The sequence below is a fragment of the Cupriavidus oxalaticus genome, from assembly GCF_038900635.1.
Taxonomy (GTDB): Bacteria; Pseudomonadota; Gammaproteobacteria; order Burkholderiales; family Burkholderiaceae; genus Cupriavidus; species Cupriavidus oxalaticus_B.
This window is the reverse complement of record NZ_JAYMRX010000005.1, coordinates 321,245-334,006: the sequence shown is the minus strand read 5'-3', so window position 1 is coordinate 334,006 and position 12,762 is coordinate 321,245. Positions and strand designations below refer to the sequence as shown.

The 12,762-nt window shown below is 63.4% G+C and carries 13 protein-coding genes; all 13 read right to left on the bottom strand.

The features are described 5' to 3' along the window. Positions 1-2 precede the first annotated feature (2 nt). A complete protein-coding gene (cyoD, locus tag VSR71_RS11925; RefSeq protein WP_342914047.1) occupies positions 3-374 on the bottom strand; it encodes a cytochrome o ubiquinol oxidase subunit IV in 372 nt (123 codons plus the stop codon). Then, positions 374-1,015 carry a cytochrome o ubiquinol oxidase subunit III gene (cyoC, locus tag VSR71_RS11920; RefSeq protein ID WP_151071395.1) on the bottom strand — a complete coding sequence of 214 codons (642 nt, stop codon included), beginning with the start codon at positions 1,013-1,015 and terminating at the stop codon, positions 374-376. Before cyoC ends, cyoD begins: the two co-directional genes overlap by 1 nt. A gap of 5 nt (positions 1,016-1,020) precedes the next feature. Then, a complete protein-coding gene (gene cyoB, locus VSR71_RS11915) occupies positions 1,021-2,994 on the bottom strand; it encodes a cytochrome o ubiquinol oxidase subunit I (RefSeq protein ID WP_342914046.1) in 1,974 nt (657 codons plus the stop codon). Between the two features lie 14 nt (positions 2,995-3,008). Beyond that, a complete protein-coding gene (gene cyoA, locus VSR71_RS11910; protein ID WP_342914045.1) occupies positions 3,009-3,968 on the bottom strand; it encodes a ubiquinol oxidase subunit II in 960 nt (319 codons plus the stop codon). A 640-nt stretch (positions 3,969-4,608) separates the two neighbouring features. Further along, the gene (locus VSR71_RS11905) at positions 4,609-5,085 is read right to left on the bottom strand and encodes a MaoC family dehydratase (RefSeq protein WP_342914044.1); all 477 of its coding nucleotides are present in this window, start codon (positions 5,083-5,085) and stop codon (positions 4,609-4,611) included. Positions 5,086-5,121: 36 nt separating this feature from the next. Beyond that, entirely contained in the window at positions 5,122-5,565 is a 444-nt protein-coding gene (locus VSR71_RS11900; protein WP_342914043.1) for a MaoC family dehydratase, read from the bottom strand. 175 nt (positions 5,566-5,740) lie between these two features. Next, complete coding sequence (locus tag VSR71_RS11895) at positions 5,741-6,859, bottom strand: acyl-CoA dehydrogenase (RefSeq protein ID WP_342914042.1); 1,119 nt, start codon at positions 6,857-6,859, stop codon at positions 5,741-5,743. 13 nt (positions 6,860-6,872) lie between these two features. Continuing rightward, complete coding sequence (locus VSR71_RS11890) at positions 6,873-8,075, bottom strand: acyl-CoA dehydrogenase family protein (protein ID WP_342914041.1); 1,203 nt, start codon at positions 8,073-8,075, stop codon at positions 6,873-6,875. A 97-nt stretch (positions 8,076-8,172) separates the two neighbouring features. Then, positions 8,173-8,628: a DUF1178 family protein gene (locus VSR71_RS11885; protein WP_342914040.1), complete on the bottom strand. Its 456-nt coding sequence runs from the start codon at positions 8,626-8,628 to the stop codon at positions 8,173-8,175. Positions 8,629-8,798: 170 nt separating this feature from the next. Then, entirely contained in the window at positions 8,799-9,434 is a 636-nt protein-coding gene (locus VSR71_RS11880; RefSeq protein WP_342914039.1) for an NUDIX hydrolase, read from the bottom strand. Between the two features lie 43 nt (positions 9,435-9,477). Beyond that, positions 9,478-9,786 (bottom strand): DUF2818 family protein, encoded by a 309-nt coding sequence (locus VSR71_RS11875; protein ID WP_342914038.1) that lies wholly within the window; start codon positions 9,784-9,786, stop codon positions 9,478-9,480. A gap of 13 nt (positions 9,787-9,799) precedes the next feature. Beyond that, a complete protein-coding gene (gene nuoN / locus VSR71_RS11870) occupies positions 9,800-11,275 on the bottom strand; it encodes an NADH-quinone oxidoreductase subunit NuoN (protein WP_342914037.1) in 1,476 nt (491 codons plus the stop codon). A gap of 18 nt (positions 11,276-11,293) precedes the next feature. Further along, on the bottom strand, positions 11,294-12,760 hold the full coding sequence (locus tag VSR71_RS11865) for an NADH-quinone oxidoreductase subunit M (RefSeq protein WP_342914036.1): 1,467 nt from the start codon (positions 12,758-12,760) through the stop codon (positions 11,294-11,296). Positions 12,761-12,762: the final 2 nt, after the last annotated feature.

Genomic DNA, 12,762 nt, shown 5'->3' with positions numbered 1-12,762 from the left:
CCTTACATCGGCATCATGTTGGCGTTCAGGTTGTACATGATCCACAGCGAACCCGCCACCACGATCACCAGGATCAGCGCCGTGAACAGCAGTGCGATCACATTGCTGCGCTGCTCGGACGACGTGTCCAGGTGCAGGAAGTACTTCAGGTGGACCAGGATCTGGACCGCGGCCATGCCGAGGATGATCCACAGGATCGTGCCCTTGTCCATGCTGCCGTCCATCACCAGCTTGAACGGGATCACGGTCAGGATCACCGCGAGGATGAAGCCGATCGCGTATCCCTTGAAGCTGGCGTGCGTGCTGCCGTGCGAGTCGTGCGCGGCATGCGAGTCATGGGCGCCGTGCGCCGCCGGTGCGTTGTGTTGTGCCATCACAGATGTCCCATCAGGTAGACCACGGTAAACACGCCGATCCAGACCACGTCCAGGAAGTGCCAGAACAGCGACAGGCACATCAGGCGCTTGCTCAGCGTCGGGGTGATGCCCTTCTTGCCCAGCTGCCACATCAGCACGATCATCCACAGCATGCCGCTGGCGACGTGCAGGCCGTGGGTGCCGACCAGCGTGAAGAACGACGACAGGAACGCGCTGCGGCCGGGGCCGGCGCCTTCGGCGATCAGGTGGTGGAACTCGTTGATTTCCATCGCCATGAACGCCGCGCCCAGCAGGAAGGTCACGCCGAGCCAGGTCTGCACGTGCTTCAGGCTGCGGTTCTGCAGCGAGATCATCGCCATGCCGTACGTGATCGAGGAGAACAGCAGGATGAAGGTCTCCACCAGCACGTAGTTGAGCTCGAACAGCTCCTTCGCCGACGGCCCGCCCGCCAGCTCGCCGCGCAGCACGGCAAAGGTGGCAAACAACCCGGCGAAGATGATGCAGTCGCTCATCAGGTAGATCCAGAAGCCATACACCGTATTGGCACTGGTATCGTGGTGCGCATGGTCATGGCCATGCGCGTCAGCGTGGGCCGAGGCGCCCTGCGCGGGGATGCGGTCTAGGACTTGAGTCGACATGGTTCTTAGGCCTGCGAAGCAATGCGCTGCAGATGGCGCGTTTCGATCTGCTCGACCTCGGTGGCCGGCACGTAGTAGTCGATATGGTCGTCGTTGCTGCGGTGGATGAACGCCCACACCATGCCCACCAGGCCAACGATGGCCATCCACCAGATATGCCAGGTCAGGGCAAAGCCGAACACCAGGCTGAAGGCGCCGATGATGAAGCCCGCGCCCGTGTTCTTGGGCATGTGGATCTTCTCGTAGCCTTCGGTCGGCAGGGTCTCGCCACGGGCCTTCATGTCGGCGAACGCGTCCAGGTCACGCACCACCGGGGTGTGCGCGAAGTTGTAGAACGGCGGCGGCGACGAGGTGGCCCACTCCAGGGTACGGCCGCCCCACGGGTCGCCGGTCACGTCGGCCAGCTTCTTGCGGTCGCGGATCGACACGACGATCTGCAGCACCTGGAAGAAGATGCCCAGCGCCACGAACACCACGCCCACCACGGCCAGGTACAGCCACGGCGTCCAGGCCGGGTTGTCGGTGTGGTTCAGGCGGCGGGTCATGCCCATCAGGCCCAGCACGTACAGCGGCATGAAGGCGAAGTAGAAGCCGACCAGCCAGCACCAGAAGGCGCACTTGCCCAGGCGCTCGTTCAGCGTGAAGCCGAACGCCTTCGGCCACCAGTAGGTGATGCCGGCCAGGTAGCCGAACAGCACGCCGCCGATGATCACGTTGTGGAAGTGGGCGATCAGGAACAGGCTGTTGTGCAGCACGAAGTCGGCAGCCGGCACGGCCATCAGCACGCCGGTCATGCCGCCGATCACGAAGGTGATCATGAAGCCCAGCGTCCACAGCACCGGCGAGGTCATCTGGACCCGGCCACGGTACATGGTGAACAGCCAGTTGAAGATCTTCACCCCGGTCGGGATGGAGATGATCATGGTCGTGATGCCGAAGAACGCGTTGACGTTGGCGCCCGAGCCCATCGTGAAGAAGTGGTGCAGCCACACGATGAACGACAGCACCATGATCGCGGCGGTCGCGTACACCATGCCCTTGTAGCCGAACAGCTTCTTGCCCGAGAACGTGGCGATGACTTCAGAGAAGATGCCGAACGCCGGCAGGATCAGGATGTACACCTCGGGGTGGCCCCAGATCCAGATCAGGTTCACGTACATCATGGCGTTGCCGCCACCGTCGTTCGTGAAGAAGTGCGTACCGACGTAGCGGTCCAGGCCCAGCAGCGCCAGGGTCACGGTCAGCACCGGGAAGGCGGCCACGATCAGCACGTTGGTGCACAGCGCGGTCCAGGTGAACACCGGCATGCGCATCAGGGTCATGCCCGGGGCGCGCATGCGCAGGATCGTCACCAGGAAGTTCACGCCGGTCAGCAGCGTGCCCAGGCCCGAGATCTGCAAGCTCCAGAGGTAATAGTCCACCCCTACGCCAGGGCTGTAGTCCAGGCCCGACAGCGGCGGATAGGCCAGCCAGCCGGTTTTGGCGAACTCGCCGACGCCCAGCGAGATGTTGACCAGCATGGCGCCCGCCACGAACAGCCAGAACGACAGCGTGTTCAGGAACGGGAAGGCCACGTCGCGCGCGCCGATCTGCAGCGGCACGACCAGGTTCATCAGGCCGGTCATCAGCGGCATGGCCACGAAGAAGATCATGATCACGCCATGGGCGGTGAAGATCTGGTCGTAGTGCTCAGGCGGCAGCACGCCGGTCGCGCCATTGGTGGCCAGCGCCAGCTGGGCACGCATCATGATCGCGTCGGAGAAGCCGCGCAGCAGCATGACCAGCGCGACCAGGCAGTACATCACGCCGATCTTCTTGTGATCGACGGAAGTGAACCACTCGTTCCAGAGGTAGCCCCACTTCTTGAAATAGGTGATCGCGCCCAGCAGCGCGGCACCGCCCAGGGCGACGCCGGCCAGCACGACCATGATGATCGGCTCATGAAACGGAATCGCCGACAAACTCAACTTGCCAAACATCATTGCTCCCAGGATTACGCGCCCGCCGGCTTGGCCGGCGTGGTCATCGACAGCTGCTCTTCGCCGAGGGTGTTGCGCGACGTGCAGATCGGGCCGCCCTTGAACCCGTCCGCGGCGACTGCCGTGCCGCTGTGGTCCATGTACTTGTGCAGGATGTTGTGGAAGAGCTGGTCTTCCACCTTGCCGTAGTACGTGACCGGCTCCTTCTCGCTGGGCTGTGCCAGCGTCTTGTAGCCTTCAACGCCCAGCTCGGTCGAAGAGGCGCGAACCTTGGCGACCCAGTCGTCGAACTCGTAGTTCGACATGGCGACCGCCTTGAACTTCATGCCCGAGAAGCCGCCGCCGCTGTAGTTGGCGGACACGCCGTCATACGAGCCGGCATGGTTGGCGATCAGGTGCAGCTTGGTCTCCATCCCTGCCATGGCGTACACCTGGCTGCCCAGTTGCGGGATGAAGAACGAATTCATGATCGAATCCGAGGTGATCTTGAAGTTCACCGGGGTGTCGACCGGGAACGCGATCTGATTGACGGTCGCGATCTTCAGTTCCGGATAGATGAACAGCCACTTCCAGTTCAGCGCGACCACCTCGACGGTGACCGGCTTCTTGTTCGATTCCAGCGGCTTGTACGGGTCCAAGTCGTGCGAAGACTTCCAGGTGATGATGCCCAGCGCGATGATGATCAGGCACGGGATCAGCCACACCACCACTTCGATCGCGGTCGAGTGCGACCAGTCCGGCTCATAGCGCGCCTTGGTATTGGACGCGCGGTACTTCCAGGCGAACACCAGCGTGAGCACGATCACCGGCACCACCACCAGCAGCATGAGCCAGGTGGCGATCAGGATGATGTTCTTGATGTCGACGCCGACCTGCCCTTTCGGGTCGAGCAGCGTCATGTTGCAGCCGGCCAGCAGGAGCAGGCCGAGGCAGGGCAGGAACCGCGTCCAACGCGGCAGTATGGGTTTCTTCATGTCACGACTGGTTTGGTTACACCGCGCTTTGGGCAAAAGCGCGGCTAAACCGCCTGATGCTCGCGCAAGAGGCGTGGGGCTATGGGAAAACCGGAAGGACGTGTCCTTAGCTGGCGTTGCGGTCGGGCGGCGGATCTAACGCCGGAGGACCATGCGGCCTTGCAACGCCATGAACACGGAAGGACAACTGACTGCGCGCGCTGCAGGCCCTGTGGGACCTTGCCGGCGCTGCGGCACCTGATGGCCGAAACCGCGAACGGTCCCGGCTCAGTACAGCGGCCGGGTAGCGTTGGAATACGAGGTTTTTGCACTTCCCGACGGACTTGCCTTCAGCGACCTGGTGGCAAGCGCGGTTTTCGGCCGGGGAGCGCAACACGTAAAACATCGTGGGCGCGAATGTACCGCAACGCAACATTGAGGGTAAACCCAACGCCACAGAACACACAGTTCAGTTAAACGGACAATCATGTGCTGTCGTCGCATCGCAGCACTTGATTGCCGTCAAGATCACAATTTCCACTATAAATATGCACAAAGCCGCGCATCGGCGCGGCTCTGGGGTGCGACATCTCTGTGTGTCATATTGTCGCAGTGCGTCAGAATCTTTGTCGCAGCGCAACGCCACACGGCCGTTTTCCGGTCATCCGTAGCGGCGAGAAATCGACTCCGCGACGCATACCGGACGCTCGCTGCCCTCGCGCTCGATCGTCACCTCCCAGGTGGACTGGGCGCCCGCCAGTTCCGGCGAATTCGGCAGCGGATCGAGCCGTTCGACCTTGAGCAGCTTGATTCGTGCCCGCAATTTGCTGCCCACCGGCACGGGCGCCGTGAAACGCACGCGGTTCAGGCCGTAGTTGACGCCGATCTTCGACGGCATGTGCAGCGCGTTGTGCATGAACTTCGGCAGCAGCGACAGCGTCAGGAAGCCGTGGGCGATCGGGCCACCATAAGGCGATTCCTTCCTGGCGCGCTCCACGTCGACGTGGATCCACTGGTGGTCGCCGGTGGCCTCGGCGAACTGGTTGACCTGCTGCTGGGTCACCTCCATCCAGTCGCTGACCGCGACTTCCTGCCCTTGCAGGCCTTCCAGTTCTTCCAGCGTTGCGATGGTACGCATTTCGGTTGTCTCCTCGATGAGTGGGTGGATGTGTCGTTATGCGGGGCGGCGGCCGTACATGCCCATGCCCTTGACTGTGCAGACCAGTTCGCCGCGCTGGTTGGTGGCTTCCCACTGGGTATGCACGATGCCGCGGTCTGGCTTCGATTGCGAGGGCCGCGTGTCCAGCACGTTGAGCACAACGGTCAGCGTGTCTCCGGCAAAGACCGGCTTGATCCAGCGGATCTCGTCGACGCCGGGCGAGCCCATGCTGGCCGACTTGCCGGTGGTGCTCAGCACCAGCAGGCGCATCATGATCGAGCACGTCATCCAGCCGCTCGAGATCAGCCCGCCGTAGATGCTCTTTGCGGCGGCCTCCTTGTCGATATGGAACGGCTGCGGGTCATACTGGCGGGCGAAGGCCAGGAGTTCTTCCTCGGTGACGACGTAGGAGCCCAGTTCGCGGCGGCTGCCGACCTCAAAATCCTCGAAATACAGCATTGCTTGTCTCCCCCTGATGGATAGCCGGGATGGCGATGGCCTTGTCCCGACGATGATCGCATGCATGCCAGGGCACAGCGTCCGTATTTGCCGAACCCGTCCCTAACAGCGCGCAAAGAAAAAAACCGCGCCTGGGACTACGGCGCGGTTTTGACTGGCATGGCAGGCGTCAGGATCAGGCTGCTTCCTGGAATCCCGGCTGGGCGGCAAACCGGCCCAGGTGGTGATCCACGTCGCCAAAGGTAGTGTTGATCAGCGTCAGGCGCTTGAACATATGCGCCGCCGGCAGTTCGTTGGTCACGCCCATGCCGCCGTGGATCTGCACCGCCTCCTGGCCGACCGTGCGCGCTGCCTGCCCCACGCGCGCCTTGGCGGCGGAGACGTAGCGACGGCGCTCTTCGGGCGTTGCCTCTTCAAAACGGGCAGCGGCCAGCAGGGTGATCGAGCGCGATTGCTCGGCATGGATGAACATCTCGACCATGCGGTGCTGCAGCGCCTGGAAGCGTGCGATCGGCTGGCCGAACTGCTGGCGCGTCTTGGCGTATTCCAGCGTGGCGGCGTTGAGCGTGTCCATCACGCCCACGGCCTCGGCGCACAGCAGCACCGCGGCATAGTCGGCAACCTGCTCGACGACCGCGAAGCCCTTGCCGGCCTCGCCCAGCAGCTGCGCCGGCGCGTCCTGGAAGGTGATGTCGGCCGCGCGCAGGTTGTCGATGGTGCGATAGTCCTTGATGCTGACACCGGCGCCCCTGGCATCGACCAAAAACAGCGAGATGCCATCCTGGTCGGCATCGCCGCCGCTGCTGCGCGCCGACACGATCAGCTTGTCGGCCTGCGCGCCATGAAGCACCACGGTCTTGCGGCCGTTGAGCTTGCCGTCGCGGGCGGTGACGCGCACGTTATTCAGTTCATAGCGCGCCTGCGGCTCGTTGAAGGCCACTGCGAGCTTCAGTTCGCCGCCGGCGACCTGCTCCAGCAGCGCGTCCTGCCCGCCGGCCAGGCCCAGTGCATAGGCACCCACCACGGTCGCCAGGTACGGCTCCACAACCAGGCCGCGGCCCAGCTCCTGCTGCACCACCATCATGTCGAGCGCCTTGCCCGAGAAACCGCCCTGCGCTTCCGGCACCGGCAGCGCCGTCAGGCCGAGCTCGACCAGCGAGCCCCATGCGGATTCGCCGTAGCCGGCGGCGCTTTCGTAGTTCTTCTTGCGATCCTCGAAGCCGTAGTCCTTCTCGACAAAACGGCGGACGGCGTCGGCCAGTTGCTTCTGTTCGTCGCTGAGATTGAAGTTCATGTTACGTGTCTCCTCACAGCCCCAGAATCATCTGGCTGATGATGTTCTTCTGAATTTCGTTGGACCCGCCGTAGATGGAGGTCTTGCGATAGTTGAAGTAGTACGCGGACAGCGGCGCGGCGTCGTCGTAGCCGGTCACCGCATGCTCGGTCTCGCACTCCAGGTAGGCGGTGTCGAACGGCTGGGCGTACGGGCCGACGGCCTCGACCATCAGCTCGGTCAGCATCTGCTGGATCTCGGTGCCCTTGATCTTGAGCATCGACGCTTCCGGGCCGGGACCCTTGCCGGCGGCTTCGCTCGACACCACGCGCAGCACGGTGATTTCCAGCGCCATCAGTTCGATTTCCAGCGCGGCCACCTTGGCGCCGAACACCGGATCTTCCAGCAGCGGCTTGCCATTCTTCTGCTGCTGGCGCGCCACACGTTTCAGGAAGCCCAGTTCGCGCTTGGAATTGCCCACGCGCGCGATGCCGGTGCGCTCATGGCCGAGCAGGTACTTGGCATAGGTCCAGCCCTTGTTCTCGTCGCCGACGCGGTTCTCGACCGGCACCTTGACGTTGTCGAAGAAGACCTCGTTCACCTCATGCTCTTCGTCGAGCATGATGATCGGGCGCACGGTGATGCCCGGGGTCTTCATGTCGATCAGCAGGAACGAGATGCCCTCCTGCTTCTTGGCTTCCGGGTCGGTGCGGACCAGGCAGAAGATCATGTCGGCGTGCTGGCCGAGCGTGGTCCAGGTCTTCTGGCCGTTGACGATGTAGTGCTTGCCGTCCGAGGTCAGCTCTGCGCGGGTCTTGACCGAAGCCAGGTCCGAACCCGAGCCCGGCTCGGAGTAGCCCTGGCACCACCAGTCGGTGCAGTCCAGGATGCGCGGCAGGTAGTACGACTTCTGCTGCTCGTTGCCGTACTTCATGATCACGGGCGCCACCATGGCCACGCCGAACGGCAGCACGCCGGGCGCGCCGACGCGGGCGTTCTCTTCGTCCCAGATATGGCGCTGGGTGGCGTTCCAGCCAGTGCCGCCGAACTGGACGGGCCAGTGCGGCGCCGACCAGCCCTTGCCGGCGAGGATCTTGTGCCAGCGCACCAGATCGTCGCGGTTCGGGCGGCGGTGGTTGAGAACCTTGCTGCGGATGTCCGCCGGCAAGTTGGCTTCGAGCCAGCTACGCACTTCCTCGCGGAAGGCGTTGTCGGACGCCGAGTAGTTGAGATCCATGCCCGTCTCCATGATGGTGCCGGCGTCGTCTCAGGCTGCCGGCGGTTTGTTCTGCCTTGCGCGTCATGCGCCGACAGCAACGGGCACAGGACGCAATTCAGTGAGCCGTCTGCTTCAGCGCATCCGGCACGACAAGCGGGAAAGTCTCGATGCCCTCCTCGGCCAGCGCCTGCACTTCCTCCGGCGAAGCCGAGCCGCGGATGCCGCGCTCCGGCGCTTCGTCGTAGTGCATGCGCCTTGCCTCCTCGGCAAAGCGGTCGCCAACGTCCTCGGTCTGCGCCAGCACCTGCTTCACTGCCTTCATGTACAGCGCTTGCAGTGTCGCTGGTGCCGCGGCGGTTGCCGCTTGCTGCGCCGGCCTGGCGGCGGCCCTCGGCGCGGTCGCGCCTGACAGGTTCAGGCGCGGCGCGCTGGGCAGCCGCGTTACGGCGTGGTCGCCACAGACCGGGCATTGAACGAGGTCGCGCGCGATTTGCGACTGCGCTTCTTCCTCCGAGGCAAACCAGCCCTCGAAACGATGGTCATGCGCGCAGCGCAGGTCGAGCACCTTCATGATCTTTCCAGCCCGTCAAAAGCTATATTATCCGCGAATCGAAATTTTGTGAACGGTCGTGCTAAATTTTTTAGAACGACCGTTCGTAGAACGAACATGCAGTTTTCGGCACATGCGTTTGTCGCCCCACAACCAGCTTAGCGCAGGTCGCGCCCCGCTGCCGGCGGGACTCAGCGCGGCAGCGCCTGTTCGCCCGGCTGCCACGCGCCGGAAATGACTTTCTCCAGCCAGAACGCGCCGATGATGGTCTTCACATCGCTGATGCGGCCGCTGCGCACCCAGTCGATCACCTGCCCCACGGGCGTGATGAACGTCTCCAGGAATTCACCGTCGTCCAGCTGCGCCTCGCCGTGAGTCAGGTCGCGCGCCAGGAAGATGTCGATGAATTCGGTCGAATAAGAGATGACCGGGTGGATGCGCGTCAGGTAGTCCCAGCGCCGGGCCGTATAGCCGGTCTCTTCCTGCAACTCGCGTTCGCCGCAGCGTTGCGCGCCTTCCTGCGGATCGAGCTTGCCGGCCGGGAATTCCAGCATGACTTCACCGACCGGATAGCGGAACTGCCGCTCCATCAGCACGGTCCCGTCGTCGAACAACGGGATCATCATCACCGCGCCCGGGTGCACGATGTACTCGCGCCCGGTCTGCTTGCCATCGGGCAGGCGGACGATGTCTTGCTTCAGCGTGAGGAATTTGCCCCGATGGACCGTGGCCGAGGCGACGCAGACTTCCTTCAGTGCGTCGTCGTTCGCGGTGTGGTCGGCGGGATCGGCGAGAAACTGCGTGCCGCGTTGAATCTTGTCGGTCATGGACGCTCCGGATCAGGCAGGCCCGGCGCCGACAAGACCGGCATCAGGCCGTGCGGTGTTTGACGAGGTATTGCCAGGTGAAGCCCGGGAAGGCGAACACCAGCATCATGCAGGCGGTGATGGCGTAGAACTGCCAGCCCTGCGGGAAGGCATTGCCGAGGCTGGCCTCGACCGCGAAACCGGCGGCACCGGCCACCGCGTACCAGACGATCAGCTCCAGCAAGCGCAGCCACAGCGGCTTGCGCGCCCACCGGAGCGGGATCGCCGTGAACAGGCGCTGGTTCACAAACGGCAGGTTCGCACTGACGAGTGCCAGCAGGATGACAAACCAGCCGCTTGCGGATGCGCTCATGGATGTTGGTGGATCAGGAGCCCAGGGTCGAGCGGATGGCCTGGTAGCACAGGTTCATCAGCGCTGCCGGGAAAAAGCCCAGCACGATCACGGCCGCACCGTTCAGCGTCAGCATCGAGCGCAGGCCGGCAGTCGCTTCCAGCTGCTCTTCGCCAGCCGGCTCATCGAAGTACATCAGCTTGACGATGCGCAGGTAGTAGAACGCGCCGATCAGCGAGAACATCACCGCGACCACGGCCAGCCAGCTCATGCCGGCCTTGACCACCGCATCCAGCACCGCCAGCTTGGCGTAGAAGCCCACGGTCGGCGGGATGCCGGCCAGCGAGAACATCATCACCAGCATCAGGAAGGCGAACCACGGGTTGCGGCGCGACATGCCCTTCAGGTCTTCCAGCGTCTCCGCCTCGAAACCCTTTTTGGTGCGCAGCAGGATGATGCCGAAGGTGCCCAGCGTGGTCAGCAGGTAGGTCACCGAGTAGAACATCGACGCGCTGTATGCATCGGCGGCGCCATCAGTCTTGTTGGCCACCACGCCGGACAGCAGGCCCAGCAGCACGAAGCCCATGTGCGAAATGGTCGAATACGCCAGCATCCGCTTCAGGTTGGACTGGACGATGGCGGTCAGGTTGCCGATCGCAAGAGACACGATCGACAGCACGACCAGCATCATCTGCCAGTCGTTGGCCAGCGGCAGCAGGCCCTCCACCAGGACGCGGATGAACAGCGCGAAGGCGGCAACCTTGGGGCCGCCTGCAATCAGCAGCGTCACGGCAGTCGGCGAGCCCTGGTAGATATCCGGAATCCACATGTGGAACGGCGCGGCACCCAGCTTGAACGACAGGCCGGCGACGATAAACACCACACCAAAGGCCAGCATGGTGGTATTGACGCGGCCCGACTCGACCACGCGGAACACTTCGCCCAGGTTCAGCGAACCGGTGGCGCCATACATCATCGAGATGCCGTACAGCAGGAAGCCCGAAGCCAGCGCGCCCAGCACGAAGTACTTCATGGCCGATTCAGAGGTCACGCGCGACTCGCGGCGCAGCGCCACCAGCGCGTACGAAGCCAGCGACAGCAGTTCCAGGCCGAGGTACAGGGTCAGGAAGTTGTTGCCGGTGATCATCACGATCTGGCCGCCCAGCGTGAACAGCGCGAGCTGGTAGAACTCGCCGGCAAACATGTCGCGTTCCGCAAGGTAGCGGCGCGTGTAGACCAGCGTCACAAACAGGCCCGCGGAGCAGAACGCGGACAGCACGTTTGCCATCGGGTCGATCACGACCAGGTTGGCAAACGCGTAGTGCGTTTCGCCGGCGGCGGCGTTGAGGCCGAACCAGACGGTCAGCACCAGCGTGGCCAGCAGCGACAGCGGATAGGCCACGCTTTGCTTGCCCTTGCCACGCGCAAGGTCGATCCAGTTGACCGCGCCAATGGCGATCGCCAGGAAAATAATCGGCGCCACGGGGGCGAGTGTCGAGGACGGTTGCATGTTGATATCTCTCCCCGATTACAGCTTGGACTGCGCCGCGTGCTGCAGCAGGTTGACCACGGACGGGTGCATCACGTCGGTAAAGGGCTTCGGGTGCAGGCCCATGTACAGCGTCATGATGGCCAGCAGGCCGAGCATGACGAACTCACGCTTGTTCAGGTCGACCAGCTCCCGCACGTGCTGGTGCACGACGTCGCCGAAGATCACGCGCTTGACCATCCACAGCGAGTAGGCGGCGCCGAAGATCAGGGCGGTGGCAGCCAGCAGGCCGATCCAGAAGTCGAACTTGACCGCGCCCAGGATCACCATGAATTCGCCGACGAATCCCGAGGTGGCAGGCAGGCCGCAGTTGGCCATCGCGAAGAACACCACCAGTGCCGCGAACTTCGGCATGGTGTTCACCACGCCACCGTAGTCGGCGATCTGGCGCGAGTGCACGCGGTCGTACAGCACGCCGATGCACAGGAACATCGCGCCCGAGATAAAGCCGTGCGAGATCATCTGCACAATGCCGCCCTCGACGCCGATGTCGCTGAAGATGAAGAAGCCCAGCGTGACGAAGCCCATGTGGGCGATCGACGAGTACGCCACCAGCTTCTTCATGTCGGCCTGCACCAGCGCGACCAGGCCGATGTAGATCACGGCGATCAGCGAGATCGTGATGATGAACGGGGCCAGGTAGTGGCTCGCGTCAGGCGCGATCGGCAGCGAGAACCGCAGGAAACCGTAGGCGCCCAGCTTCAGCATGATGGCGGCCAGCACCACCGAACCGCCGGTCGGCGCTTCCACGTGGGCATCGGGCAGCCAGGTGTGCACCGGCCACATCGGCACCTTGACCGAGAAGGCGGCGAAGAAGGCGATGAACAGCGCAATCTGCTCGTTCATCGACAACTTGGCCTGGTGCCATTCCAGGATCTGGAAGGTGCCGGTCTTGTTGTACAGGTACAGCAGCGCAACCAGCGTCAGCAGCGAGCCCAGCAGCGTATACAGGAAGAACTTGAAGGCCGCGTAGACGCGGTTCGCGCCGCCCCAGACGCCGATGATGATGTACATCGGGATCAGCGTGGCTTCGAAGAACACGTAGAACAGCATGCCGTCGAGCGCGCAGAACACGCCGACCATCAGGCCAGACAGGATCAGGAACGAGGCCATGTACTCGGCCACGCGCTCGGTGATCACTTCCCAGGCCGAGATCACCACGATCACCGTGATGAACGCGGTCAGCACCACGAACCACATCGAGATGCCGTCGACGCCCAGCAGGTACTGGATGTTGAAGCGCTCGATCCAGCTCGCCTTCTCGACGAACTGCATCGCCGCGGTGGTACGGTCGAAGTGGAATACCAGCGGCAGCGTGACGACAAAGCTGGCGATCGAGCCGAACAGCGACATCCACCGCACGAAGCCCGGGCTGCGGTCCGAGCCGAAGGCCAGGATCAGCAGGCCGAAAAAGACAGGCAGCCAGATTGAGAAAGACAGAACCATTT

Excerpts from the sequence above, each read along its gene's own strand:
- VSR71_RS11895 (WP_342914042.1), bottom strand. The coding sequence starts at position 6,859 with ATGAACTTCAATCTCAGCGACGAACAGAAGCAACTGGCCGACGCCGTC.
- VSR71_RS11880 (WP_342914039.1), bottom strand. The coding sequence starts at position 9,434 with ATGACCGACAAGATTCAACGCGGCACGCAGTTTCTCGCCGATCCCGCC.
- VSR71_RS11865 (WP_342914036.1), bottom strand. The coding sequence starts at position 12,760 with ATGGTTCTGTCTTTCTCAATCTGGCTGCCTGTCTTTTTCGGCCTGCTG.
- VSR71_RS11900 (WP_342914043.1), bottom strand. The coding sequence starts at position 5,565 with ATGCTGTATTTCGAGGATTTTGAGGTCGGCAGCCGCCGCGAACTGGGC.
- VSR71_RS11875 (WP_342914038.1), bottom strand. The coding sequence starts at position 9,786 with ATGAGCGCATCCGCAAGCGGCTGGTTTGTCATCCTGCTGGCACTCGTC.
- cyoB (WP_342914046.1), bottom strand. The coding sequence starts at position 2,994 with ATGTTTGGCAAGTTGAGTTTGTCGGCGATTCCGTTTCATGAGCCGATC.
- VSR71_RS11890 (WP_342914041.1), bottom strand. The coding sequence starts at position 8,075 with ATGGATCTCAACTACTCGGCGTCCGACAACGCCTTCCGCGAGGAAGTG.
- cyoA (WP_342914045.1), bottom strand. The coding sequence starts at position 3,968 with ATGAAGAAACCCATACTGCCGCGTTGGACGCGGTTCCTGCCCTGCCTC.
- cyoC (WP_151071395.1), bottom strand. The coding sequence starts at position 1,015 with ATGTCGACTCAAGTCCTAGACCGCATCCCCGCGCAGGGCGCCTCGGCC.
- VSR71_RS11885 (WP_342914040.1), bottom strand. The coding sequence starts at position 8,628 with ATGAAGGTGCTCGACCTGCGCTGCGCGCATGACCATCGTTTCGAGGGC.
- cyoD (WP_342914047.1), bottom strand. The coding sequence starts at position 374 with ATGGCACAACACAACGCACCGGCGGCGCACGGCGCCCATGACTCGCAT.
- VSR71_RS11905 (WP_342914044.1), bottom strand. The coding sequence starts at position 5,085 with ATGCGTACCATCGCAACGCTGGAAGAACTGGAAGGCCTGCAAGGGCAG.
- nuoN (WP_342914037.1), bottom strand. The coding sequence starts at position 11,275 with ATGCAACCGTCCTCGACACTCGCCCCCGTGGCGCCGATTATTTTCCTG.